The organism is Herbaspirillum sp. C9C3, from assembly GCF_013359625.1.
Taxonomy (GTDB): Bacteria; Pseudomonadota; Gammaproteobacteria; order Burkholderiales; family Burkholderiaceae_D; genus Herbaspirillum.
The window spans coordinates 212,983-239,500 of the sequence record NZ_JABFMQ010000007.1 but is presented as its reverse complement, the minus strand read 5'-3'; the positions used below and the strand labels follow the sequence as shown (position 1 = coordinate 239,500).

At 62.2% G+C, this 26,518-nt stretch carries 17 protein-coding genes; 5 read left to right on the top strand and 12 right to left on the bottom strand.

The genetic code is table 11. From position 1 onward, the window contains the following. The 11 genes from HNO82_RS09790 to HNO82_RS09740 form a co-directional block, all read right to left on the bottom strand. On the bottom strand, positions 1 to 8,067 hold an 8,067-nt coding region (locus HNO82_RS09790), incomplete at its 3' end, for a non-ribosomal peptide synthetase (protein ID WP_175343569.1). Between the two features lie 25 nt (positions 8,068 to 8,092). After that, complete coding sequence (locus tag HNO82_RS09785) at positions 8,093 to 9,067, bottom strand: TauD/TfdA family dioxygenase (protein ID WP_175343582.1); 975 nt, start codon at positions 9,065 to 9,067, stop codon at positions 8,093 to 8,095. 57 nt (positions 9,068 to 9,124) lie between these two features. Next, the gene (locus HNO82_RS09780; protein WP_175343568.1) at positions 9,125 to 9,808 is read right to left on the bottom strand and encodes a 4'-phosphopantetheinyl transferase family protein; all 684 of its coding nucleotides are present in this window, start codon (positions 9,806 to 9,808) and stop codon (positions 9,125 to 9,127) included. Beyond that, entirely contained in the window at positions 9,783 to 10,538 is a 756-nt protein-coding gene (locus tag HNO82_RS09775; RefSeq protein ID WP_175343567.1) for a thioesterase II family protein, read from the bottom strand. The genes HNO82_RS09780 and HNO82_RS09775 overlap by 26 nt, the downstream gene beginning before the upstream one ends. Continuing rightward, on the bottom strand, positions 10,535 to 10,750 hold the full coding sequence (locus tag HNO82_RS09770; RefSeq protein ID WP_008329051.1) for an MbtH family protein: 216 nt from the start codon (positions 10,748 to 10,750) through the stop codon (positions 10,535 to 10,537). Before HNO82_RS09770 ends, HNO82_RS09775 begins: the two co-directional genes overlap by 4 nt. A 178-nt stretch (positions 10,751 to 10,928) precedes the next feature. After that, a complete protein-coding gene (locus tag HNO82_RS09765) occupies positions 10,929 to 11,435 on the bottom strand; it encodes an RNA polymerase factor sigma-70 (RefSeq protein WP_008329052.1) in 507 nt (168 codons plus the stop codon). Between the two features lie 443 nt (positions 11,436 to 11,878). Continuing rightward, the gene (locus tag HNO82_RS09760) at positions 11,879 to 12,112 is read right to left on the bottom strand and encodes a hypothetical protein (RefSeq protein ID WP_175343566.1); all 234 of its coding nucleotides are present in this window, start codon (positions 12,110 to 12,112) and stop codon (positions 11,879 to 11,881) included. A 44-nt stretch (positions 12,113 to 12,156) separates the two neighbouring features. Continuing rightward, a complete protein-coding gene (locus tag HNO82_RS09755; protein WP_175343565.1) occupies positions 12,157 to 13,053 on the bottom strand; it encodes an XdhC family protein in 897 nt (298 codons plus the stop codon). Then, a complete protein-coding gene (locus HNO82_RS09750; protein ID WP_175343564.1) occupies positions 13,050 to 14,708 on the bottom strand; it encodes a methyl-accepting chemotaxis protein in 1,659 nt (552 codons plus the stop codon). Before HNO82_RS09750 ends, HNO82_RS09755 begins: the two co-directional genes overlap by 4 nt. A gap of 36 nt (positions 14,709 to 14,744) precedes the next feature. Further along, positions 14,745 to 16,439, bottom strand: coding sequence for a methyl-accepting chemotaxis protein (locus HNO82_RS22365; protein ID WP_175343563.1), 1,695 nt, complete (start codon positions 16,437 to 16,439; stop codon positions 14,745 to 14,747). Positions 16,440 to 16,485: 46 nt separating this feature from the next. After that, the gene (locus HNO82_RS09740; RefSeq protein WP_175343562.1) at positions 16,486 to 17,010 is read right to left on the bottom strand and encodes a chemotaxis protein CheW; all 525 of its coding nucleotides are present in this window, start codon (positions 17,008 to 17,010) and stop codon (positions 16,486 to 16,488) included. A gap of 191 nt (positions 17,011 to 17,201) precedes the next feature. On the opposite strand from HNO82_RS09740, the gene HNO82_RS09735 reads away from it, so the two are divergent. The 5 genes from HNO82_RS09735 (at position 17,202) to HNO82_RS09715 (ending at position 25,914) form a co-directional block, all read left to right on the top strand. Next, positions 17,202 to 17,768, top strand: a complete 567-nt coding sequence (locus HNO82_RS09735) for a response regulator (protein WP_175343561.1) — start codon at positions 17,202 to 17,204, stop codon at positions 17,766 to 17,768. A 15-nt stretch (positions 17,769 to 17,783) separates the two neighbouring features. Continuing rightward, entirely contained in the window at positions 17,784 to 18,875 is a 1,092-nt protein-coding gene (locus HNO82_RS09730; protein ID WP_175343560.1) for a response regulator, read from the top strand. After that, positions 18,872 to 21,631 (top strand): hybrid sensor histidine kinase/response regulator, encoded by a 2,760-nt coding sequence (locus HNO82_RS09725; protein WP_175343559.1) that lies wholly within the window; start codon positions 18,872 to 18,874, stop codon positions 21,629 to 21,631. Before HNO82_RS09730 ends, HNO82_RS09725 begins: the two co-directional genes overlap by 4 nt. 25 nt (positions 21,632 to 21,656) lie before the next feature. Beyond that, complete coding sequence (locus tag HNO82_RS09720) at positions 21,657 to 23,120, top strand: Tar ligand binding domain-containing protein (RefSeq protein WP_175343558.1); 1,464 nt, start codon at positions 21,657 to 21,659, stop codon at positions 23,118 to 23,120. A gap of 133 nt (positions 23,121 to 23,253) precedes the next feature. Beyond that, the gene (locus HNO82_RS09715; RefSeq protein ID WP_249776974.1) at positions 23,254 to 25,914 is read left to right on the top strand and encodes an EAL domain-containing protein; all 2,661 of its coding nucleotides are present in this window, start codon (positions 23,254 to 23,256) and stop codon (positions 25,912 to 25,914) included. Positions 25,915 to 25,965: 51 nt separating this feature from the next. On the opposite strand, the gene HNO82_RS09710 is transcribed toward HNO82_RS09715, so the two are convergent. After that, positions 25,966 to 26,514: a cytochrome b gene (locus HNO82_RS09710; protein WP_175343557.1), complete on the bottom strand. Its 549-nt coding sequence runs from the start codon at positions 26,512 to 26,514 to the stop codon at positions 25,966 to 25,968. Positions 26,515 to 26,518: the final 4 nt, after the last annotated feature.

The window sequence follows — 26,518 nt, the reverse complement described above, 5'->3', positions numbered from 1 at the left end:
GGCGTTGAGCTGGCCGTAATCGAGTACCTGCCCGGTATGCGGTACCCGCAAGGCGGGCCGCTCGGGGTGCGCCTTTGCCTGTGCTTCGATCAACGCCAGCACGTTGCCGGCCTCATGGACTTGCGCATTGCGCGACAAGGCCAGCATTGCCGTCTGTTCAGCCCGGCTGTGCCAGGTCAGTTCGGCCAGCGGACGGTGCAGATGTCCGGCCAATTGCAACAGCAGTGACACCGTCAGGTCCCGCAATGCCTGCGCGCTGGCGGGCGCGATGCGCGCGGTGTCGTAGCGCCATTCCAGTTGCAGCCGTTCGGTCAGCGTGGCAATCAGGGTCAGGGGGTAATGGGTCTCTTCTCGGTTGTGCAGCACCTCCAGACGCAGGCCCTGCTGCTGCTCGGCCTGCAAGGCCAGATCCAGCGGATAGTTCTCGAATACCAGGATGCTGTCGAACAGCGATTGTCCGGCATGTCCGGCCCAGGTCTGGATGTCATAGAGCGGCGTGCTGTCAAACTCGCGCACGGCCAGATTGCTGGCCTGCAGCCGCTGCAAGAGAGTCTGTACCGTCATCTCCGGTTGCAGGCGGGTCACGATGGGCAGGGTATTGATGAACAGGCCCAGCAGATTCTCCGCTCCTTCCAGTTCGTCGGGACGGCCTGCGACGGTTGCACCGAAGATCACCGTGGACTGGCCACAATAACGGGCGAGCACCAGGCTCCAGGCCGCTTGTACCAGCGTGTTGAGAGTGCACTGATGTTCGCGTGCGAAGCTCTGCAGGTGCGCCGTGGCCAGCAAATCCAGCGTGGCCTGGCAACTGCCCTGGCCCTGGCCCCGGCCCGGCTGCCGCAGTGGCGGCAGGCTGTTGACCAGGCTGGTCGGGCCTTCGACGCCAGCCAAATGAGCGCGCCAGAATTGCTCGGCACTGCCACGGTCCTGCTGCTGCAACCAGGCGATGTAGTCGCGATAGCGCAGCGTCGGCGCGGGCAGAATCGCGCCCCGGTAAAGTCGCAGCACTTCGCCGATCAACTGCTGGCTGCTCCAGCCGTCCAGCAGCAGGTGATGGCGGGTCCAGATCAGGTGATGCACCTGATCGTCCACCCGCACCAGACTCAGGCGCATCAGCGGCGGATGCTGAAGATCGACGCCGCGTGCGTGTTCGGTGGCAGCCAGCGCCTGCAGGGCGCAATCCAGATCGGGGCGCTGGCGCCAGTCGTGTTCGTCGATGGTCAGCGCGGCGTCTCGGGCCACCCATTGCAGCGGCTGGTCGCCCTGCATCAGGAAGCCGCTGCGCAGAATGTCATGACGGTCCAGGACGGTCCACCAGGCCTGGCGGAAGCGTTCTACATCGAGGCGGTGCAGACGCACCTGCAACTGGTTGAGATATGCGCCGCCTTGTGGCGCCAGCAGCGCATGGAAAAACAGACCAGCCTGCATCGGCGAGAGCGGATAGAGATCGGCCACGCGTTCGGCCGGCAGGCTCTTCATCAAGTGGTCGAGCTGGGGCTGTTGCAGGCGCGCCAGCGGGAAATCCGATGGCGTGGCCAGACCGCTCACCCCGGCGCAATGGGCCAGCAGCGCACGCAGGTTCTGCAGGTATTGCTGCAGCAACGCGGCGATGTCGGCCTGCTGGTGCAAGGCACTGCAATACAGGCACTCCAGATGGAGTTGACCATCGGTGACCAGGGCCGTGAAGTCCAGCAGGCAGCGCCGCAGGCTGGCCGGATCGCGCTCCAGGTCGGCTTGCGCCGCCGTGCGGGGCAGCATCTGCCAGCCGGAGGTCTCGGGCAGCGCATCGAAGCGCCCCAGATAATTGAAGCTCACCTGCGGCTGCAGACCGCCCTGCCCGCGCTGACTGCGCCACAGACCATAACCCTGCCCCTGCCCGGGCCACTGGCGCAGTTGCTCCTTGGTCTGTGCCAGCAGGATGCCCGGTGCACTGCTGGTGACCGTCAGTTGCACCGGACAGAGCGCCGTGAACCATCCCACGGTACGGCTCAGATCCGGCGCTTCTCCTGCGGCACCGGGCAACTCTTCGCGGCCGTGCGCTTCGAGCTCGATGAGGATGCGATCGCGCTTTGCCCACTCGCACAGTGTCTGGGCGGCAGCGGCCAGCAGGATGTCGTTGATGCGCGTGCGATAGGCGGCGTGGGCCGGACCAAGCAGGAAGGTGGTGCTGTCGTGATCCAGCACCACGGCTTCACGTGCGCTGCGGCCGATGGTATTGGTGGCGCGCATGCCCACGCCATGCGCCGGCGTGCAGGGCAAATCCTCATCATCGGTCGACGCCAGAGCCTCCCAGTGCGCCTGCTCCGCCGTACTCAGACGGGCCGCCGCCACTGCGCCGGCCCAGGCGCTGAAGCCGCTGCTGCTCTCGGGTGGCGTCGTGCCTTGCAGCAGGTTCAGCAGATCCTCCAGCAGAATGCGCCAGGACACGCCATCGACTACCAGATGATGCGCGATCAGCACCAGCACGCCGCGCGACTGACGCGGCTGCGTGAGCCACAGCACCCGCCACAGCGGCCCCTGTGACAGATCGAGACTGCGCTGGGCGGCTGCAATCGCCGCCGCCTGCGCCGCCGCGTCGGCCACGTGCCGGACGTCGAAGCACTGGCCGGCATGCGGCGCCACCGTTTGCCGCCAGACACCGTCGTCGCTACGGTGAAAGCGCAGACGCAGCGCCTCATGCAGACGACCCAACTGGTCAACGGCATGGTGCAGGCGATCGACCGGGGTATCGGCCGGTCCTTCCAACTGCACACTCTGGTTCCAGTGCGCCGGCGGCTGCGCGTGATGCCGGAAGAACCACTGCTGGATCGGGGTGAGCGGCCATGAGCGCGGGCCTTCGGTCGCCGCTGCCGGTGCAGCCGCGGGTGCATTGCCCTGTCCCTCCAGCGGTAGCGCCAGCGCGGCGACGGCGGCCAGATCCTGGGTCTGCATCAGCTGACGCGGCGTGATACGCCAGCCGGCCTTGCGCAGACGGGCAACGATCTTCAGCGTCAGGATGGAGTCGCCGCCGAGGGCGAAGAAATTGTCATGGCGGCTCACCTGAGCCACTCCCAGCACTTCTTCCCAGATTGCCGCGATCACGCTTTCGACGCCCTCTTGCGGACTATCCTCCCCGGACAGTCCGGTGCTGTGCTGGCTGCCCTCCTGCGGCAGCGGCAATGCCTTGCGGTCGATCTTGCCATTGGTCGTCAGCGGCAATTGCGCCAGCGGCACGAAGTGGGCCGGTACCATGTAGTCGGGCAGTTGCGCCGCCAGGGCGTTGCGCAGGGCCACCGGATCGGCGCTGCCGACCACATACGCGCACAGCTGCAGACGTTGCTCGGGACCCGGCAGGGCCAGTACTTCGGCCGCGCTCACGCCCGGCTGGGCGCGCAGGACCACGGCGATTTCCTGTGGTTCGACACGGTAGCCGCGAATCTTGATCTGATCGTCGATACGGCCCAGGAACACCAGCCGTCCGGCGCGGTCCAGCCTGACCTTGTCGCCGCTACGGTACAGGCGCGCGCCGTTGCCGGCCGGATCGGCGATGAAACGCTCGGCTGTGGCGCCGGGCTTGCCGTGGTAGCCACGTGCCAGACCGGCGCCGCCGATATACAGTTCGCCCGCTGCCCCGCGCGGCACCGGATTGAGATCGGCATCGAGCACCTGCAGCCTCAGTTGTGCCAATGGCTGGCCCAAGGGCAGCGGCAAAGGCTGATCGCCCTCCAGTAGTTGGGTGAGTACGCCCACCGTGGTTTCGGTCGGGCCGTAGTGGTTGACCACCCGACAGTCCGGGCACAGCCCATGGATCTGTTCCAGCAAGGCCGGGCTGGTGCTTTCGCCACCGACGATCAGGGTATGGCGCGGCAGGATCTGCGTCGCCTGTGCAGATTGCAGCAGCGCCTGAAGATGGCTGGGCACGATCTTGAGCACATCGACGCGGCGCTCCTGCATGAAGGCGGCGAACTGCGCCGGATCAAAGGCGGCCTCAGCCGGCAGCAACTGCAGCGCACGGCCGGAACACAAGGCGCCGAAGAAGGTGGTATGGCCCAGGTCGGCGGCTACCGTCGAGGCCATGGCCATGCTGCGCACCTCCGGCGGCAGCGCCAGACGCAGCAGCAGCGCCTGCACGTAATTGCTCAACGCAGCACGGCTCACCGCCACGCCCTTGGGACGACCGGTAGAGCCTGACGTGTAGATCAGATAGGCGGCCTGTTGCGGATGCACTGCGGGCCAGTCCTCCCCTGGCGCGGTTTCCTCGACGGCGGCAGTGGCCGCCGGAATGGTCAGGTGGTGTGCCGGCGCGCCCGGCAAGCTGTGCAGGCGCGCAGCCTCGGGCGTGGTCAGCAGCAGGCGGGCGCCGCTATCGGCAAGCTGATAGGCCAGGCGTTCGTCCGGAAACTGCGGGTCCAGCGGGACATAGCAGGCGCCAGCGCGCAGACAGGCAAGCACGGCGACGACGAACTCGACCTGGCGCGCGCTTGCGATGGCCACCCTGTCTTCGGCCTGCACACCCAGCTTGCGCAACTGGCGCGCCAACTGCTCCACCTGGGTGCGCAACTGCTGCGCCTCCAGGTGGATGCGCTCATCGGCTACCGCCAGGGCCTGCGGTGCGCGCCGGGCGTGGGTCAGCCACAGTGCGATCACATCCCCCTCTCTGTCGATGGCGGCGCACTCGGTCTGGGGCGCGGCCAGCGGGGCGGGCGCTGTCGGCCAGGACAGCTGCCCCAGCGGCGAAGTCGGGGCAGCGCAAACTTGCCGGGCGAACCTGCCGAGGGCGTCGGCCATCTGGCCGATTTCTTCCTGCGTCCAGCGCGTACTGGCGTAGGCGAACAGGCAGTGCAGCTCCTCGCCCGCCAGACCGAAGTCCAGGCTCAGATCGAAGTGGGCCTGGCCTGCGCTCAACTCTTCCAGCTGCAGCGACAGTGCGTCCGCCTGCCACACCGGCAAGGTCTCACGTTCGGTGCACTTGACCTGGCACAGGGGATGCACGTGCGACTGCCGCTGCGGCTGCAGGGCTTGCACCACCATGTCGAAGGACACATCCTGATGCTGGCGCGCCGCCAGCACCGTCGCGCGTACCTGGCGCAGCAAGGCGTCAAAGCCGAGCCGGCTGTCCAGACGAGTACGCAGCACCTGCAGGTTGAGCAGATAGCCGATCATGGTCCGCGTCTGCGGATGGCTGCGCTCGGCCATGGGCGCACCGACACGCAGATCACTGCAACCGGTGGCGCGATACAGCACCAGATCCAGCAAGGCCAGCATGCCCATGTACAGCGAACAACCCTGTGCCGCGCACAAGGCGCGCAGCGCCCGTGAGATATCGGTCGGCAAGGTGAAAGCGTGGCGCGCCTCGGGCAACCCCTCTCCCGGGCTCGCCTGACGGCGACCCTCCGGCAAAGGCAGTGCTTCGTGCTCGCTGCCCAAAGCGTTACGCCAGTAGTCAAGCTGACGGGCGATCTCGGCGCTGTCCAGCTGCTGCTGTCGCCACATGACGTAATCGCTGAACTGCCGCACGGGAGCGGCCGGCAATGGCTGGCCCTGGCGATGCGACGCATACAGCGCGCATAGCTCCTGCAGCAATACCGGCAGCGACTGACCATCGGCGGCGATATGGTGCAGCGTGATGCCCAGTGCATGATGCTGCTCATCAATGCGCACCAGGCATGCGCGCAAGGGAATCTCCTGCGCCAATGCGAACGGCAGGCGGGCGCGTTGCTCCAGCCATGCGCGTGCTTGCCCCGCATCGCCGGACACGTCGCCCAACACTTCCAGTACACCCGGACCTGCCGGCAAGGCCAACTGTACCGGTACACCGTCGGCCTGCACCCGGTACACCGTACGCAGGATGGCATGGCGCGCGACCAGGTCATCGAGGCTGCGGCCCAGCGCCGCCACATCCAGCGCACCCTGCAAATGCAGGATGCCCGGCATGTTGTAGGCCGGGCTGTCAGGGTCGAGCTGCCAGGTGGTCCAGAGCGAATGCTGGCCCGGCGACAGGGGCAGGCCGGCCTGGCGCTGGCTCTCGTTCAGGCCGGCCATGACCACAGGTGGCCGGCGCGGCGCGTTCTGGCGCACTGCCTGCAACTGTTCGGCCAGTTGCTCCAGCTGCGGGTATTCGAAGATCAGGCGCACCGGGAAATCGATCTGCCACTGTTCGCCGATGGCCGCCGCCAGCTGTACCGCCTGGAGCGAATTGCCGCCCTGACGGAAGAAATGTGACTGGCCCGCCAACGCAGGCGTGTGCATCACACTCTCCCACAAGTTGCGCAGGGCGGCGGTGTCGGGGCTGTCGCCCCGGGTTGCAGGAGCGGTCGTGGGCGTAGGCTGCGTGTCGCCTTGCAGATGGCCGAAGGCCAGGATGGCATAGGCGTCCAGACTCTGCGTGTGCCAGCCCTCGCGGCAGGCGCTGCGTTGCAGCTTGCCGCTGGAGGTCTTGGGCAAGGCACCGGGATTGAGCAGCACGATGACGCTGGCGGCCTCGTTGCAGGTCTGTACGATACATTCCTGCAGCGCTTCCACCAGTTGCTGTGGCGCGACCATCTTTTGCACGCTACGCGAGATTTCCAGTGCCACACCGATACCCTCGATCCCCTGCGGATGCCATTGGTGCGGGATGGCGAAAGCCGCCACACGGCCCTTGCGGGTCAGTTCGACCTCGCGCTCGATGGCGCGCTCGATGTCCTGCGGATAGACGTTCTGACCGCGCACGATGATCATGTCCTTGCTGCGGCCCGTGACGAACAGGGCGCCTGCGCGGCAGAATCCCAGGTCGCCGGTGCGCAGCCAGCGCTGGCCGTCCTGCTCGACGAAGGCGTGGTCGCTGTCGTGTGGGCGGCGCCAGTAGCCAGCGGCAATGCTGGGGCCGGCGGCCCAGATCTCGCCGACCAGGCCTTCGGCCAGCGCGGCGCCGGTGGCCGGATCGGCAATGCGCAAGGCATGGCCCGCTGGCGAGATGCCGCAGGCTACCAGATGAACCGCCTGCGCTGCCGGCGCGATGACATCAATGACATCGGCACGCCCCTGGCGCAAGCCTTCGGCCTCGAAGGCCGCGACCTGCATGCCCTGCCCGCGCCGCCCCCCGGTGACCAGCAGGGTCGATTCGGCCAGACCATAGCAGGGATAGACGGCATCGGCAGCAAAGCCGATCTGACCGAAGCGGTCGATGAACGCCTGCAAGGTATCGTGACGTACCGGTTCGGCGCCCGAGAACGCCACCCGCCACGAGGACAGGTCCAGCCCTGCCGCACGCTCGCCGCCGATGCGGTCCACGCACAGCCGATAGGCAAAATCGGGGCCGCCGCTGATGGTGCCGCGATGACGTGAAATCGCTTCCAGCCAGCGCACCGGACGTTCGAGGAAGAAGGCCGGTGACATCAGTACCACCGGGATGCCGCGATACAGCGGCTGCAGCAATCCACCGATGAGCCCCATGTCGTGGTAGAGCGGTAGCCAGCTGACGAAGACATCGTCGCTGCCCACCCCCAGGCGCTCCTCGATGGCGGCTTCGTTGGCCATCAGGTTGGCGTGGGTAACCATCACGCCCTTGGGTTGCGAGGTCGAGCCGGAGGTGTATTGCAGGAAGGCGACGTCGGCGGGCGCGATCGGATGTTCGCGGAAGACGCCCTCCCCGGCCTGCGGCGCATCGACGGCCAGCATCGTCGCCTGCCCGGCCAGTGGTGCCGCTGCTGCCTGCAAGGCGTCGCGCACGGCGGAGGTGACCAGCCAGCAGGCGGCCCCGGCGTCCTCGGCGATCCCGCTCAGACGTTGCAGGTGCTGTTGACGCATCGACTCCGGGCGATGCAGCGGTACCGCGATCAGGCCGGCGGCCAGGCAGGCGAAGAAGGCGATGACGTAATGATGGTCATTGTCCAGCAGCAGCAAGACGCGCTCACCCGGTGCGTGATGCTGTTGCAGGTGCGCGGCCAGCGTGCGCGTGGCGTCGGCCAGTTCGAGGTAGCTGAAGGCGCGCTCGCCTTCGGCCTTGACCGTGGTCAGCGCCAGGTCATGCGGGCGCGTCAGCGCCAGCTGAAAAAGACGCGCGACGATGTGAGTGGCGCGGTCGGGGGAATCGGCGGTAATCGTCATGGCGTGGCAATCGTGGGCAAAGGGATCAGTCGAGATTGGTGTGGGAGCGCGACATTGCCACTACCACCTTGCGCGGTCCGGAAAACGGTGTTCTGGCATGGGCCACCAGCATGTTGTCGAGCATCAGTACGTCGCCCGCCTGCCAAGGGAAGATCACCGTCTCCGCCGCCAGGACCTCGCGCACCTGGTCGAGGACGGCATCGTCGATGGCCGTGCCGTCGGCCCAGCAGACATTGCGTGGCAACTGGTCTTCGCCGACCAGTTCGATGAGCGATGCGCGCACTTCGGGCGCCAGGTTGGAGGCATGGAACAGGTGTGCCTGGTTGAACCAGACCATCTCGCCGGTCACCGGATGGCGCTCCACGCCCTGGCAACGCTGGCGGGTGCGCAGGCCGTCGTCCTCCAGCCATTGCCACTCGATATGCTGGCGGCGGCAGAAGGCCTCCACTTCGGCGCGGGTCTGCACCCCGAAGACGTCCTGCCATGGCAGGTCGAAATCATGGCTGTAGTGGCGCACGTAGAGCAGCCCCTGGGCGAAGCGCTCGCGGATGGCGGCAGGCATGCGGCGATAGATCGCGCGGCTGTCGGCAATCGGGGTTTCGCCACCGGTGGGCGAGGCGGTCACGCAGTAGAACCAGATGCGCATCGGCCATTCGCGCGTGTAGGCTTGCTCGTTATGCAGCGGGATGTGCTGGTGGGCCGGATACTCGGTGGAGGTATAGATGCCATTGGCCACCGAGGAACGCGGTGTGGAGGCGAATTCGTAGCGCAACAGCGGATCGCCGAAACTGGCCGCGAACTGCTGGAAGTCGGCTACGCCGGGCACCTCGAAGCCGCGCAACAGTACCCCGCCGACACTGCGCAGATGCACCTCGATCTGACCGGACAAGGCATCCCGTGCCTGCGCCAGCGTCTGGCCGGGGTGCAGCGGCTGCAGCAGCACCGGCAGGGCGTCCCTGCCGGCGTCGGGGCGGGGATGACGACTGAAGGTCAGCGGCATCTGGGAGGGCGTATCGATGGTGGCGGTGATAGCGGTGCTCAAGAGGATTCTCCGGGGTCAGGCGTCGACCCAGGCCAGCGCGGCGGCATGGCCGGGTCGGGTGGACAAGGCGCGTGCATGCAGCCGTGCGGGTGCAGGCCACTGCGACTGCTGATGGAAGATCTGGTAGCGCGGATGGCTCTCCAGATCGAGGTGAATGGATTGCAGGTGCTCACCGATACCCAGGCCCAGCGCCTTGAGCACGGCTTCCTTGGCGACCCAATGACGCAGGAAGCGCACTTCGTCCAGCGGGGCTGGCAATGCGGCCCATTCATCCGGACTCAGTACCTGCCTGGCCATACCGTTCAATTCTTGCAGCCCTGCAGCGATGCCGCATTCGACGTCAATGCCCAGCGCCAGACCGGGTGCCATGGCGAGCAGCCCGATGTCACCGGCATGCGAGACATTGAAGGACAGCCCGCCCGGCCCGCCCAGCAGCGGCTTGCCATAGGCGTTGCGCACCAGCGGCACGGCTTGCGGAGCGCAGTCCAGGCGCTCGCCCAGCAGGCGGCGCAGGCAGGCACGCATGCAGCAAAAGCGCCGGGCATCGTCGCGGCGGCGGTAGCGACGCGCATGGGCCTGCTCTTGCGGGCTCAGCACAAGCGCATCCTTTGCGTCATCACCATGACCCAGGTCGAAGGCGACCTGCCACAGTTCGATCTGCGCGGGAACGCCCTCAGGCGTGAGCAAGCGCTGCAGCATGATCGGCGTGGGACAAGGAATTGGCATGCGCCTGAAGATGACGCCGCAAACGGGCCAGCAGCGCGTCCTGCTGGCCTTGCAGATAGAAGTGACCACCGTCGAACCAGTCCAGCGTGACGACGCCCCGTGTTTCGCGCTGCCATGCCTGCAGCGCTGCACTACCCAACGGGTCGCCGATGCCGCCATAGACATGTACCGGCAGATCGAGCAAGTCAGCCATTTCATCGGCTGGACGCTGCATCTGGAAACTGCTGCATACGCGGTAATCGGCGCGCAAGACGGGCAGCGCCAGTTCCAGCAGTTCGGGACAGTCGAAGACCTCCTCACGGGTGCCACCCTGGCGGCGCATGGCGGCGATGAGGGCGGCATCGGAATCCTCCGGCGTCACCCACTCACGCGCCAGCGGCGCTGCGCAGGCCGATACCATCAACGCGCGGGGCGCGGGCCAGCCGCGCTGCGGCAAGCTGCGCGCCAATCCCTGCGCCAGCAGGCCGCCCATGCTATGACCAAACAGCACGTAGCCGGAAGATGGCGCCGCCGTGCCGGCCAACTCATCGGTCAGTCGATCCAGCAGCACGACATAGTCCTGCTGCAGCGGCTCGCGGATGCGACGGCCGCGACCGGGCAGCTCGACGGCCTGCAGTTGCGCTACATCCTGCAAGGCGGCTTGCCAGGGAAAATACATGCTGGCACTGCCGCCGGCACAGGGCAGGCAGAACAGTGTGATCATGCCTGGCCCGGACCCTGCATGAATTCGCGCAGACTGCGCGGACGCATGTCGGTCCACACCGTTTCGATATGCTGCAGGCAGACCTGCTTGCTGCCACTGACGCCGGCGTCACGCCAGCCACCAGGGATGCTCTTGTAGTCGGGCCAGAGGCAATACTGCTCTTCCTCGTTGACCAGCACGCGGAATACGCCATCTTCACGGTCGAAGCTCATCGTTCGTCTCAACTTTCCTGATTCGCGGCGAACGTTCATTTCACAGATCGTTCGCCCTGTACATGAATTATTCACATTGCAATATGCAAATGCGAATCAATCTTGTTTATATTGACGAATCACGAGGCCATAAATTTAGCGTTTTCAGATCCGCACGGGCATGGACAACCACGGTGTGTCAGACGGCTTGCTTGAGACAGCATTGCATTGCGTCGCGGATCATGAAGTTCACCAGCGTGGTGGAGACGCCCAGGTGCTCGGCTACTTCGCGCTGGGTATAGCCTTCCAGGCGATGCAGTTCGAAGGCTCGCAGGGTGCGTTCCGGCAGAGTCGACAAGGCATTCGCGACGCTCACCAGGGTCTGCCGCGAAATGCTTGTGCCCTCCGGGCTTGCCTGGTGGCAGATGACATCCATGCCCTCCTCTTCCTCGGCGAACATGAAGGACTCCATGGCCATGCGGCGCTGGCGGTCGATGGCGAGGTTGCGGGTGACCTGGAGCAGGAAGGCCTTAGGATGACGGGCGGAGAATTCTTCAGGCAACTCGGCGATCTTGAACCAGGCATCCTGCACCACATCCTCTGCTCGTTGGCGACATCCCAGAATTCTCGCAGCAGCGTCACGCAGCTGCGAGCGGCAAGCGATGAACTGAAGGCGCAGGTCCATCGGATCGGATTGGTCAGACATAGCGCTTTTCCTCTACAACATCACGCACGTGCACCTGGCACCATCTGGCCCGGTTCAGGACCAATCCGTCCGAAGTGACGTGGCCTTTGCCTGGCGGCAGGTCCTGCGCGGCGCCAAGGTGGCGGCACGGGGCGTGACTTGATTGATTGGATGGCTGGAGACCGTCGATCACTACAACATCGGATCGAGGCTATGGCTGTCTGTTTTGCGGCTCGCTTCTTGAGCGGGGGTCACGACGGTTGGCCCATGACATTCACAGGCATTGAATGCGCACGTCGTCACTTTAAGTTTTAATTACGTCTCAAATAGTAACAAGAACCATTATCAATTGAAAGAGGGGTATGTGCTTATTTTTGGCAAATCAGTGCAAAGGGGAAGGCCGTGCTGCCCTCTGCGAGCGAGGAGGAACTTCGGGTCTGCGCCCGGCCACACCCAACCTTTCCTCAGTCAACCATCAGGAGGCGCTGGAATATGATCAGTTCTTCGGCGATCTGCTTGAATACGCTCTCTGAGAGCGGATTGTCCGAATTGAAATTAGCGAGACGATTGGTCATTCGCTGCACATGCCCCAGGATAACGGCGGCTTCATTTTCGTCCAGGTGCAAGCAGAGTGCTTGAACGATGATTTCCAAGGCGTGCTGCTTGGCCAGCATGTACTTTACTTCGTCTGGATACATGGAGTTTCCCATGAAAAGTCGCGAATCTTTACACACGGCATCGTTCACTGGCCGACCATACTCATGGCCGAGAGTATCTCGGCCATGAGACGCAGTGCTACTGCCGGAGGTGTCTCCCGACGCAGTCGAGTATCGCTGTCGCTGCTCTGGTTATGGTCGGCGATACCGCCAACGTGAAATGCGCCGCAATACAATGCGCAACGGGTCGCTTCTTCATCAATGAGCGGGTCGCCTGAGACGCTCATGACGCAGCTGCGCGCATCAGGAGCGAACTGTCCGATGGCGGTGGTCGGCATCTCGTGAATCACTTTGATCCCCCCCACCGACCATCCATGCAAACATTCGCCTCGCGGCTCACACAGCGTGACCTCAAAACCGTTGAGCTTAGCCAGGGTAGCCAATGCCTCAGCCACCGGGCCCGCGCCTATGAGCAGCATGCGATAGACCGGTCCCAGCGGATGTACCAGCTCATCGTGACTGAGCATCAGGCGGGCCTCTCGGTTCATGCGCTGGCTGGTCACGCTGCCATCTCTACGAGAGACGCGTCTGAGTACCAACTCGCGGCATTCGAGTTCCTTGACGATATCGCGGATATTCAAGGGATGTGGATCGAACTCCAGCAAGACGACGATCTCGGCGTCCGTCGGCACCCCGTATGCACGTCCAGCGGCAGCCTCGATGAGCTTGCGTACCACCGCCGGTTTGGCCGGAGCAAAGCCTGCCTCCTCCCTCCAGGCCAAGAAGCGCACCACCAGATCGGCCTCGACACAGCCGCCGGCGACCTGTCCTACGGTCGTGCCGTTTTCCCGTATCACCATCATGCTACCTTCGGGCCAAGGTGAACGTGGCCAGGTCTTGACCACCGTTACAAGGATCGCGTGCTCGCCATGCTCACGCCACTCATGCAGCGCTCGCAGCAGCTTCATCTCTTCGCCGCTCATCCTTCGCTCAATGCCGCTGCTGACTGGATGCGGCCATCGACGTCCTTGCCGGCTTTCATCTCGCGCCGCAAGCTGACTGCATCGAGCTGGCACAGGGTCTGTTCGCCACGAGTCAATCGGAATAGCTGCATCGAACTGCTGACCGCTTCCACCTTCGCCTGTAGCGACAGTGCCGAGGAAGCAAGCTCTTCGACCATGGCTGCATTCTGCTGGGTGATCGAATCCATCTGCACGATGGCGTCATTGACCTGGGCAATGCCAGTGCTCTGTTCCAGGCTGGAATGCCGTATCTCATCGAGCGCGCCACTCACCTGAGTAACGGCGGCCAACGCTTCCTGCATGCGTTGCAGAGCGGTCTGGGTCTGCACCTCACCCTTGCTCACGCGTTCCACCGATTCGCCGATGAGCGTCTTGATTTCGCGCGCTGCCTGGGAGGTACGATGCGCCAGTGCCCGCACCTCTGTTGCGACCACCGCGAAGCCACGTCCGGCTTCTCCGGCACGAGCCGCCTCCACGGCGGCGTTAAGCGCCAGGATGTTGGTCTGGAAGGCGACCCCTTCGATCACCTGGGTAATTTCTTCGATCTTGTGGGAAGACTGGGAGATATCGCCCATCGTCGCGGCAATCGACAACACAGCTTGGTTGCTCACGTTGGCGATATCGGCGGTCTCGCGGGCCAGGTCAGCGCCGGAGCTGGCCGAGGCAGCGCTCTGTTGGACGGTACTATTAATCTCGTGCATCGCTGACGAGGTCTGTTCGAGGCTGCTGGCCTGCGATTCAGTACGGGCCGACATGTCCTGATTGCCGAGGGCGATCTCCGCTACGGCGCTGCGCAGGCCTTGCACTTCCTTGCGTACATCGCTGACCACCGTGCGCAGGTTGAGTACCATCTGGTTCAGCCCCTGCTGGATACGCCCGAGCTGACCGCCGTCTCTCACCTTTACCGTCAGGGAGAAGTCTCCCGATGCCAGACGATTCACATCCTTGAGCACGGCCTGCAAGGGCTTGAGAGCGAGGCGCCAGGTTAGGTAAATCGCCAGGATACAGCACAGTGCGCTGCCGAGGATCGCCGGCAGGATCGGCAGATCGAAGGCTCCGCTGGCAATCATCAACGCCAGCGGAGCCAACTGCGCCAGCGCGAGTCTTGCCAGTGTGCTCGGCTTGAACAGGCGGCCCAACGTCGCAGTCGGCGATCGCTTGACCAGTGTCCCGGCGCTCAGCGTATGGATGCGGCGCCCGCTCCTGGCTTCATCGCGCATGCGCTGGTAGAGAGCTTGTGCCTCGGCAATCTCCAGGTCTGAAGGCATGGTACGCACCGACAGATAACCCGTAATACGCTGGCCGTCCATCATCGGCGTTGCGTTGGCGCGCACCCAGTAATAGTCGCCGTTCTTGCGACGGTTCTTCACCAGACCCGACCACGGCGCGCCTGACTGGATGGTCAGCCACATGTCGCGGAAGGCTTCGCCAGGCATGTCCGGATGGCGCACGATGTTATGCGGCTGCCCTAGCAATTCATCCCGACTGAAACCACTGACGTCAATAAAGGGCGGATTGCAATAGGTGATGCGCCCCCTGAGGTCGGTGACCGACACCAGGATTTCACCTGGTGTCAGCTTGTAGCCCTGCTGGGTGACGGGTATGTTGATACGCATATTGAGCTCCTGTCAGGTAGGTCGGGGCGACAAGACTCAGAAACTTTCCCATTCATCACCGCTCTTGGCGGCAGCCGTGCCAGAGTTGGCCGGCAAGTTGCGCACAGGGCGGCCATCGAGCGCGACCAATGGGACGCTCGGAGCGCGATGATGCGAGAACACAGGCGCAGCGACACTGCCATCGACCGAGAACACCGACATCGCTTTCACCAGTGCCTGTGCCTGATCGGTCAGGCTGGCGCCAGCGGCAGCCATCTCTTCCACCAGCGCGGCGTTCTGCTGGGTTGCTTCGTCCATCTGCGTCACGGCTTCACCCACCTGCGCCACCCCGGCACTCTGTTCGACGCTGGCAGCGCTGATCTCACTCATGATGTCGGTGACGCGGCGCACGCTGGCCACTACCTCTTGCATGGTGGCGCCGGCCTGATCGACCAAGGAGCTGCCCTGGCTGACACGTTCGACGCTGCGGGTAATGAGCTCCTTGATCTCCTTAGCGGCTGCGGCGCTACGGCCGGCCAGACTGCGTACCTCACTGGCGACCACCGCAAAGCCACGGCCCTGCTCGCCGGCACGTGCTGCTTCCACCGCAGCATTGAGCGCCAGGATATTGGTCTGGAAGGCAATACCGTCGATGACGCTGATGATATCGGCGATCTTGCGCGAGCTATCGCTGATTTCCTTCATGGTATCGACTACCTGGGCCACCACTACCCCTCCCTCTTCTGCCACCGAGGATGCGTTAAGGGCAAGTTGGTTGGCCTGGCGAGCGTTCTCGGCATTTTGCTTGACGGTGGAGCTGAGTTCCTCCATCGAGGCAGCGGTCTCTTCCAGCGAACTGGCCTGCATTTCGGTGCGCCCGCTCAGGTCTTGATTGCCCTGAGCGATCTGCAGGCTGGCGGCGGCCACGCTGTCGGCGCCGCGTCGTACCATGCCCACCACACCGGCCAGACTCTCGCGCATGGCACTCATGGCCGCTAGCATGCTGGACTGGTCGCCACCGCGCAAGGCCACATCTACTTGCAGGTTGCCGTTGGCAATCTGCCTTATCACGCCAGCAGCATAGTCCGGCTCGCCGCCCAGCTGGCGCGTCAAAGAACGGGTAATGCGCCATCCCACGATCCCGGCGGCAGCCGCAGAGAGGACGGCAATGACGATCATCAGGACACCTGTACGACGGGCGATCTCACGCACCAACGCACCGCTTTCATTCATTTCGCGCTTCTGTACGACGATAAATTCGTCCAGTATCTTGAAGTAGGCCAACTGCGCCGGCCGTGTCTCGACCAGCAACATGTCGCGCGCCTCCTCTTCCTTGCTTGCCATGGCCAGATCCAGCGCCTTGTTGATCGCTTCGTTATAGGCCACCCGATAGCCGACCAGGTTCTTGAGAACCGTACGCTCCTTCTCGTCCCTGGCGACCTGGTCCAGCAGTTTGAAGATGGCAGAGCTATTGTTTCGGATCTGCTTGATGCGGTCCATTTCGACCCGTTTGGCCTTTTCCTCTCTCAACAGCACGATATTGCGAGTGATTCGCGCGACCGAATTGAGATTGTCCTTGAGCTGGTTCACATGCTCGACTTTGACGATCCTGTCTTCAACCAGTCGGTTGACCTCGGCCTTGATCCGGTCGAGCTGCCATGCACCATAAATGGCCACGCCCAGTCCCGTCAGGATGATCACCGCAAAACCGCAGGCCAGCCTGGCCCCCACCTTCATGTTGCTGAAGTTCATGTCTTCCCCTTTTAGTTCAGTACGTTGTAGCGGCCACAAAGCATGCCTAAGTTGTGCAGCCTGTTGCCAGCGATGCTTCCCTTAAAGCGTGCTGGCCATTCATTCCCATTTCCGTCATCAGCTTGTCGATATCGACCAGCATGAGCATGCGTCCATTGGCAGTCCCCACCCCCCTTACACAGGCTGCCCCGACAGCGGCCGACATGGTGGGCATGGGCCTGACCTCGTCGCTCGACAGCGCAACGACCTCCGAGACGGCGTCAACCACCAACCCCACCGTGCGCCCTTTCACGTTGAGAATGATGACCACCGTCAATGCGCCATAGCGTGCAACCTCGATCTGAAAGCGCAGCCGCAAATCAGCCACCGGTACGATGACGCCGCGCAAATTGATCACGCCCTTGATGAATGCGGGCGAATCGGCCAACTGGGTGGGCCTCTCATAGGATCGGATTTCCTGCACGTTCTGCACATCGATCCCGTAATGCTCCTGGCCCAGCACAAATGCCAGGTACTCGGACACTGAAGACGTCACAAGACTGCTACTGGCCGTGGTCGGAGTCTGGTGCATCCTTTTCCCTTTCATGAGAAGCTAATTCGATTGATCGTTTAAAATCGATTGAATCGATGATATAGTTCAAATCGGCGCGCGGTCAATCGATTTAAGCGATTTAATCCAATTCTTGATTCTGGTGGTCTTTTATGGACAAACATCCAGCAGCTGTTGATAATCGATTAAATCGATTTAATGGATGAATAAGCATGGAAGACATTACAGAGGAAAAGACCTACATGACGCCCAGCGAAGTCGCCAGGCGCATGATGGTTTCGCCCATCACCGTGCGTGGCTGGGCTCAGAGAGGACTGCTGGAAGCAGAGGTCACGCCCGGCGGGCATCGGCGCTATCGTGCCGAAGTGGTCGAGCGTTTTGCCCGTGCCTGGAATCCCCAGGGAAATACCGGCCCGCTTCGTATCCTGGTGGTAGACGATGATCGAACTCTGGTCGGATTTCTCAAGGAACTGTTCAGCGATGATTCCGGCAGGACAGTGGTAGAGGCGGCCTTCGACGGTTTCGAAGCAGGACAGAAGGTTCACACCTTCCGGCCGGACGTGGTGTTGCTGGACTTGATGATGCCCGGCCTGAAGGGAACGGAGGTCTGCCGCCGCATCAAGCAGGTCGAAGGTAATGCCGATATAAGGGTGCTGGCCATGAGCGGCTACCTGACTCCTCAAGACGAACAGGAACTGCTCGCCGTCGGCGCTGAATGTTGCTTTACCAAGCCCCTGGACACCGACCGCCTGTTGCAAACGATCGGCCTGGGCAACTGACACCAAGGAGTCGCAATGTCGTTAGCCAACTCTTCTGCCCTTCCTGCTCATCCTCCGGTCCGGGTGCTCATCGTCGATGACGATACCCAGCATCGCAAGCTGGAGAGAGAACTGCTCGACTCACCAGGCTATCAAGTCAGCGAATGTGAATCCGGTACAGAGGCGCTGGAATGGCTACGTCATCATGAGACAGATGTAGTCTTGCTAGACAAGCGCATGCCCGGGATGGATGGCGACGAGACATGCCGACGTATTCGCGGGGAACTGGGGCTGGCCTTGCTGCCGGTACTCATGGTCACCGGCAGCAACGACATTGCCAATCTTACCGACAGCTTGGGGGTGGGGGCGACGGACTTCATACGCAAGCCCTACCATCCGGCGGAACTGATCGCCAGGGTCGACGCAGCTGCGGCGCAGAAGCGCCTGACTGACCAGCTTGACAGCGCTGAGAGTCTTCTGTTCTCGCTGGCGCGCATGGTCGAAGCGAAGGACGGCACGACGGGCGATCACTGCACCCGCCTTTCACACACCAGTGTGGTGCTGGGGCGGGCGCTGGGTCTGTCTGCTGAGGAACTTCTGGCGCTGCGCCGTGGTGGCGTGCTGCACGACATCGGCAAGCTGGGCATTCCCGAAAGCATCCTTCTCAAGCCGGGCAAGCTGACGCAGGAGGAATGGCGGCTCATGCAGCAACATGTGCATATCGGGGCCTGCATCGTCGGCGAACTCAAGAGTATGCGTCTGACCGCTCCGATCATCCTGCACCATCACGAAAGATGGGATGGCACCGGTTATCCCCATGCCCTGGCGGGGCGGGACATCCCCTTGCTGGCACGCATTTTCCAGACCGTTGATATCTATGATGCGCTAACCCATGCCCGTCCGTACAAGCCCGCAATGGTGCGCGAACAGGTGATCGCGACGATGCGAGAGGAAATGCAGCGCGGCTGGCGCGATCCCGAAATTACAAGCTTGTTCCTGGAAATCGCAGAGAACCAGCCAGAGCTTCTCGAACCTCCGCCGGCTAATCAGGAGGACCTTGGATGCAGGCTCTTCGGAGAGATTCAGGCGACGGGAGCGATCGAATGGTGCCGCAGGGAATTGCCATGAATTCCGCGCAGGAGCATGTACCGCAGGAAGCCAGTCGAGCCAGTCTGCGGCCGCAAGTGCAAGCGCTGGTGACGGCATTGCTGATCTATCTGGCTACGGTCATGCTGCCATTGGAAGACGTGCATCTGCCCATCGATGGATATGTCCCGGTTCATACTGTGCTGGAGTTTATCTCGGTACTAATTTCCTTCCTGGTTTTTGCCATCATCTGGAGCACGCCCTCCCGTCACGTTTCGACGTCGCTGGTCATCATCTCGCTGTCTCTGCTGAGTGCGGGCATGCTGGACTTTCTGCATATGATGTCCATCAACGGCATGCCTGACTTCGTCACCACCAATGACTCGCAGAAAAGCATCTCCTTCTGGCTGGCGGCACGGGCTACGGTCGCAGCGGGCCTTCTGAGCGGCTGCATCATCCGCAAGAATGTGGCCATTTCGCGAACCAATCGCATTGCTCTGGCGCTACTGTTTGTCGGTGCGAGCATGGCAACGGCATGGATGGTGCTGTTCCATCAGCGCTTAGTACCGCATTTCTTCATTGGCGGACACGGGACCACCTTGCTCAAGAGCAGTGCGGAAGTCGTTCTGGTCAGCGTCTTTGCAGTTGCTGCCTGGCGTTTCTACGTGCTCGCCCGCTCCAGCGGCGAGGCTTACTACGCCATCATGTTCGGAGCTGCTTCCCTGTCGGCCGTGGGCGAACTGTTCTTCGCCAACTATCTGGTCGCTAACGACATGCAGAATATGGTTGGCCATCTGTACAAGATCGTTTCCTATTGGATGGTGTTCCGGGCGATGTTCCTGCTGAGCGTGCGCAAGCCCTACGAAATCCTGTCGCAGCAGACGCAGGCGCTGCGTGAAGTCAATGAAGCCTTGCGTGTGCGGTCCCTGGCACTGGCATCGACGGCTACGCCGGTCTGCGTCACCGATATCCACGGCATCATCCGCTGGCGCAATCGCGCTGCAATCGCCCTATGTCCGGGAGCCCATGATGAGAGCATGTCGCTGTTCGATCCGGTGCTCACACCCGATCCGGACGAACGACGCAAGATGAAACAGGCCCTGGTCAACGGAGAAGTGTGGCGTGATCTGGTCCATCTCCACAAGGATCAGGAGCATCTCTATCTGGATCGCACGGTCACTCCGATCCGAAGTGATGTTGGTGCGCTGGAAGGTTACGTCGCTGTCTCGGAAAACATCACCCGCAACGTCCAGACACAGGCGCGCCATCAGCGCGTCTTGCAGACCGCCCTTGATGGCTACTGGCTATCTCGTGCGGACGGGAAGTTTCTGGAGAGCAACGGCGCCTTTGCGCGCATGACCGGCTACTCTCAGGATGAATTGCTGAACATGAGCGTCTACGATCTCGCCAGCGTGCCTGAGCAGGAAAATATCCGCCGTTATCTGGCGCTAGCGGTACAAAACGGCCATGCACGCTTTTCCTGCCGCCACATCCGCAAGGACGGCAGTATTCTTCCTCTGGACATGTCCGTGGCCTACGATCCGCAATCCCTGCATTGCTATGTGTTTTGCCGCGACATGAGCGAGCACGAGCAGCACAGCATGGCCAAACAGGATCTGGAGCGCCAGTTGCAACATGCTCAGAAGATCCAGGCACTCGGACAGCTCACCGGCGGCATTGCTCATGATTTCAACAATATCCTCGCTTCGGTCCTGGGTTATGCCAATCTTGCGCTGAGTCGTTTCGCGCAGGACAAGGAGTCCAAACTTGCCCTTTACCTGCGCGAGATCGTCACTGCCAGTGAGCGTGCCCGTGATTTGATCGCCAAGATGATGACCTTCGCGCGTACCCAGCCTGTTGGTCCGATGCGAGTAATTTCCGTGTCCCAGGTAGTGCAAGAAGTCATAGCCATGCTGCGACCGTCGATTCCCACCAGCATCCAGCTCAGTTGCCGCAGTGACGAAGAGCGCTCGATCCTCATGGAGGCGGGCGAGCTCAACCAGGTCCTGGTCAACCTGATCATCAATGCACGTGATGCCATTGCCGGCCAGGGCAGGATTGATATCCGTGTGCGTGGCTGCAAGATGAAAGGACAGGTGTGCGCCATTACCCACGAACGCCTGTTCGGCCAATACACCTGTATCGAGGTTGGCGACAACGGCAGCGGTATCGCAGACGAGCACCTAGGAAGTCTGTTCGATCCCTTTTTCACTACCAAGGAAGTCGGCAGGGGAACCGGGCTGGGTTTGTCGGTGGTTCAGGGAATTCTGCAGAAATGTGGTGGCCATGCAATCGTCTCGTCCCAGCCAGGGCGTGGCAGTCTGTTTCAGCTCTTGTTCCCATTGGTACATGGAAGCGAAGAGGTCACCCTGGCTGTGATCGGCGAGAAACGCGCACGCCCGGGCAACGGCCAGGCCATCTGGGTTGTCGATGATGAACGCGCGGTTGCCGGTTTTTTGGGTGAATTGCTCGATGACAGTGGATATGAGGTGAGGCTCTTCAATGATCCCCTGATCGCATTGAGCGCCTTGCGCAGCAATCACCAGCGTATTGAATTGCTCATCAGTGACCAGACCATGCCCGGCCTGACCGGCTTGCAATTGACCAGCCATGCGCGCGAACTGCGGCCCGGGCTGCCCGTGATCATCTGTACGGGCTTCGGCGAAGGGATTGACAGCAAGGACCTGGACCGCTATCAAATCGACCGCCTCTTCATAAAGCCGGTCTCCGCACCTGAGCTGCTCAAGGCGATTGCCGATCTGCTTAGTCACCACTTGCCTGCGGAATCCGCCCAATGAGCGCGACGCAGGAAGGACTGCACACATGATGTTACGTTCCATCTCGCGTCGTCTGACCCTTCTCGTGGCATTGTTGAGTTCGCTGCTGCTACTGGTAGGAGTCATTGGGCTGGCCGGTGTGCATCAGGCAAATGATTCACTCAAGCGGGTGTATGAGCAGCGCACGGTTCCCATGTGGAAGTTGGCTGAAATCCAGCGCTTGATGCAGCGAACATGGCTGATCATCTCGATCGGGCGCAACATCCGCACACCGGAGTTCACTGCCGTTTATCTCAAGGATGCCGAGGAAAGCCTCTCTTCGGTCGATCGTCTCCTGGCTGAATATTTCAGTACGCCGCTACCACCGGAGGAAGCCGCTCTGGCGGAGGAGTTCCGCTCGGATCTTCAGCGTTTTCGGGAAGCCGGATTCATTCCAGCCCTGACTGCATTGAAGTCCGCCGATTACGATGCAATCCGCAAGATCGAGCTCGATGTGATGATTCCGCTCTCGGCGCGTTATCGGACCCATCTTCACACTCTGGCGCGACTACAGCTAGACAGCGCCAATGCCGAATACGAGAAGGCGCTAGCCCGCTTCAACATACTTTGGCAGATTTCTTTACTGTCGATGGGCGCCGGATTGGTATTCGCCGCTGGGCTGGGCGGACTCCTGGTGCGAGGCATTGTTCGATCCGGCCAGCAGTTTGAACAGTCACAAAAGGCCAAGGGGGAACTGGAGAGACAACTGCAGCAATCGCAGAAGGTCCAGGCTCTGGGGCAACTGACCGGCGGCATCGCCCACGATTTCAACAATATGCTCACTGCCATCCTCGGCTATGCCAACCTGGCACTGGAGCGGCATGTCGTGGACAAACACTCGAAGCTGGGACGTTATCTGGCCGAGATCATTGCCTCCAGCGAGCGCGCACGCGATCTGGTTCGACGGCTGCTGATCTTCGCGCGTAGCGAGCCCAGCGACGAGGCCCGCCTGATCGCTGTGGACGATGTCGTCAGGGAAGCCTGCTCCATGTTGAGCCAATCCATCCCCTCCAGCATCGAATTGCAGATCAGCATCGAAGATGCCGAGCCGATCAAGATGGATCCAGGTGAACTCAATCAGGTGCTCGTCAACCTGATCATCAATGCGCGCGATGCCATCGAAGGTCAGGGCCGCATCGACATGATCCTGCACCGGGTGGAAATCACCAACCAGGTCTGCGCCCTCGCTCAGCAGCGGTTTTCCGGAATGTATCTGGCGCTCGAAGTGCGTGATACCGGACGCGGCATCCTCTCTCAGCACATGTCACGCCTGTTCGATCCTTTCTTCACCACCAAGGACATCGGCAAGGGAACAGGCCTGGGTCTCTCCATGGTGCATGGCATCATGAGCCGGATTGGAGGACACGTGCTAGTCAGATCAACCCCAGGTAAGGGAAGTTGCTTCCAACTCCTGTTTCCCTTCGGAAATACATCTCCAGGGGCGAGTAGTGGCGGAAGTCTTTCGAGGTAGGGCGAATGTCTGGATACCACGCGGAAGCAGCACCCATGACAGGTCGCAATACCCTGCTCCGATGAGGGTTTCCATTTGGCTGGATGTTCTATAAAGTAGACAAAAAACCAAATCAGGGACAGGCGCAGGCAGCATGAAGCATCCAGCACCCATTCCGGCTGCGACGGGGGAGAGTCAGACCGGCGGCCATCGAGACCGGCCGCCATGCCACCGCGCGTGGCAAGCGGCGCGCTGGCTGCATGTAGCTCTGCGCAGCCGGGCAGCGCTGGTGGGGCTGGCCTTGCTGGTCGGCTGCGGTGTTTGGCTTGCCGCACAGGCGCAGCCACCTGAACCGGGCAAGGTACTCACGGTCGGGGTTTACCAGAATCCCCCAAAAATCTTCTTCGATGGCGAAGGCACGGCCAGCGGACTGCACATTGATCTGATCCGACTCATCGCCGAGCGCGAGCACTGGCAACTGCGCTTCGTCCCCTGTGAGTGGCAGGCCTGCCTGCAGCAGGTGGAGAACGGCCAGATCGACCTGTTGCCTGACGTGGCATGGACCGAGGAGCGCGAAAAACTGATGCGTTTTTCGACCGTTCCGGCGCTCTACAGCTGGTCCATTCTCTATCGCAACCGCTCGGTGGCGATCAACTCCATCTTCGATCTCAAGGACAAGCGGATAGGCCTGCTGGAAAACTCGGTGCAGTCCAATTATTTCCGCAACCTGATGGACAACTCCGGCATCAAGGTCCAGCTGGTCGCGCTGCACAGCATCGAGGACGGGTTCAGGATGGCGGCAGCGGGCGAGATCGATGGCCTCGTGGCCAGCCAGCAGGTCGGTGACATGCTGGTCGACCGCTATCACCTGGCCGATACCAACATCGTATTCCAGCCGGTGAAGCTGTTCTTCGTGAGCGCCAGACAGCAGCCCCCCGAGATTCTGGCTGCGGTCGACCGTGCGCTCAGCCAGTGGCAGGGCGATCCCGATTCCATCTATTTCAAGATCCTGCGCAAATGGGGGCGCGGCAATACCACCCTGCCTGGCTATGTCTGGTGGCTGCTGTGTGGCGCACTGGCGCTATTGCTGGGCACCCTGGGCATCGCGGCCTATCTGCGGCGCGAAGTGGCCCGGCGCACGGCCCGATTGCAGCAGAGCGAAACCTCGCTGCGCATCGCGGCAGCGGCCTTCCACTCCTCCGAGGCGATCTGGGTGATGGACGCCAACCGCAAGGTGCTCGATGCCAATGCCGCCTTTACTGCACTGACCGGCTACCAGCAGCACGAGGTACCCGCCTCAGGCATGCCGCCGTGCCAGCGCGAAGAAGACCATGAGGATTTCCGCGCACGACTATGGGCACTGGTCCAGCGCGACGGCAAGTGGCAGGGAGAGCTGCGCGTCTGGCGCAGCAATGGCGAATCCTTCTACGCGGTGGTGACGCTGACTGCCGTTGCCGATCCGAGCGGACGCATTACGCACTATGTCGGCACCCAGGTCGACATCAGCGACCAGAAACGCCTGCAGGAGGAGACCCGCCAACTGGCCTTCTATGACCCTCTCACCGGGCTGCCCAACCGACGCCTGTTGCTCGACAGAATCGCCGCCGCCAGCGGCCTGGGACATCAGGCGGCCCTGTTCTTTATCGACATCGACAACTTCAAGGACCTCAACGATGCGCTGGGGCATTCGATCGGCGATCGTCTGCTGTGCCAGATTGCCGCACGTCTGCAGGAACTGGCTGCAGGCGCCCTGGTGGCGCGCCTGGGTGGAGATGAGTTCGTGGTGTTGCAACAGCAGCCAGCGGCGACGCAGGCAATCATCGAGGAGACCGCCACCGGATTTGCCCAGCGCATCGTCGCAGCCATGGAGCAGCGATTCGATCTGAACGGGCTCAGCCATTTCGCAACCTGCTCGGTCGGTGTAGCACTGATGCTGGAACAAGGCGCCAGCGTCGAAGACCTGCTGCGCCAGGGAGACCTGGCCATGTACGCGGCCAAGCAGAAAGGACGCAATACCTGCTGCCTGTTTGACCAGGCCATGGAGCATGCGCTGCATTTCCGTACGGGCCTGGAGAGCGATCTGCGGCGCGCCATCGGCAGCAGCGAATTCCTGCTGCATTACCAGCCGCAGCGCGACCAGGCCGGCAATCTGATCGGCGTGGAAGCCCTGGCGCGCTGGAACAGCCCCTTCCGGGGCAGCGTCTCACCGGCCATCTTCATTCCGGTAGCCGAGTCATCGGGACTGATCCTGCCGCTGGGCCACTGGGTCTTCCAGCAGGCCTGTCGGCAATCTGTCCGCTGGAATCGCGACAGTCGTCGTCAGCCCGTGGTGATCGCAGTCAACGTCAGCGCAGTACAGGTACGCCAGCCCGACTTCGTGCAGTGCATGCTGGAAACGATCAAGGCGACCGGCGCCGACCCCTGTCATCTCAAGCTGGAGTTGACCGAATCAGCCATGGTCGACGATGTTCAGTCCACCATCGAGAAGATGATGGAACTCAAGCAGCATGGCCTGGCCTTGTCACTGGACGACTTCGGGACGGGCTATTCCTCGTTGTCTCTGGTCAAGCGCCTGCCCATCGACCAGCTCAAGATCGATCAGTCGTTCGTACGCGAACTGTTGTTTGCGCCCAGCGACGTGGCCATTGCCAAGAGCATCATCACGCTGGCCGATGCCCTGGGCCTGGAAGTGATTGCCGAAGGCGTGGAAACCCGCGAGCAGCAACAGTTCCTGGCGGCACTGGGTTGCACGCGCTATCAGGGCTACCTGTTCGGACGTCCGATGCCGGCCGAGCAGTTTGAAGACGTCTGTTGAGGCTTGAACCCGGGCGCAAACCGACGCCCTGCAGGGCGGACAAGCTGACGATTACCGCTTGCTCAATGGAAGCATGCGCGAGAGAGTTCCATCTTTAACGACAAGTTGATGATAGAGCGCACCGCAGACATGCAGGCCAATCAAGGCCAACAGCGCCCAGACCGAGGCAATATGCCAATCTCCGATCGTGGCCAGCAGATCGGAATTTGCCGGGAAGATGGCGGGCAACTGCATCAAACCGAAGAAGGACAGGTTCCAGCCTCGCTCTGCAGCGTTCATCCAGCCCAGGATGGGTGAGATGGCCAGAAGAAGGTAGAGTCCGCCATGCACGAGCTTGGCGACAACCACGGTGAGCGTCACACGCGTATGGAGCGGTTTGGGCGCCGGACTGATCAGGCGCCAGATCAGTCTGGCCAGCATGACCAGGAGAATCAGCAATCCTACCGAGATGTGCAGACTGACCAATCCTTCGGGCGATTGCAGATCGTCCACATCTGGCATGGTCCAGCCTATGGTGCACTGGGCGATGATGAGCAGTACCGTGATCCAATGGAAAAACTTGGCGATGGGTGAATATTGTTCTTGAACACTGTTGGACATGATG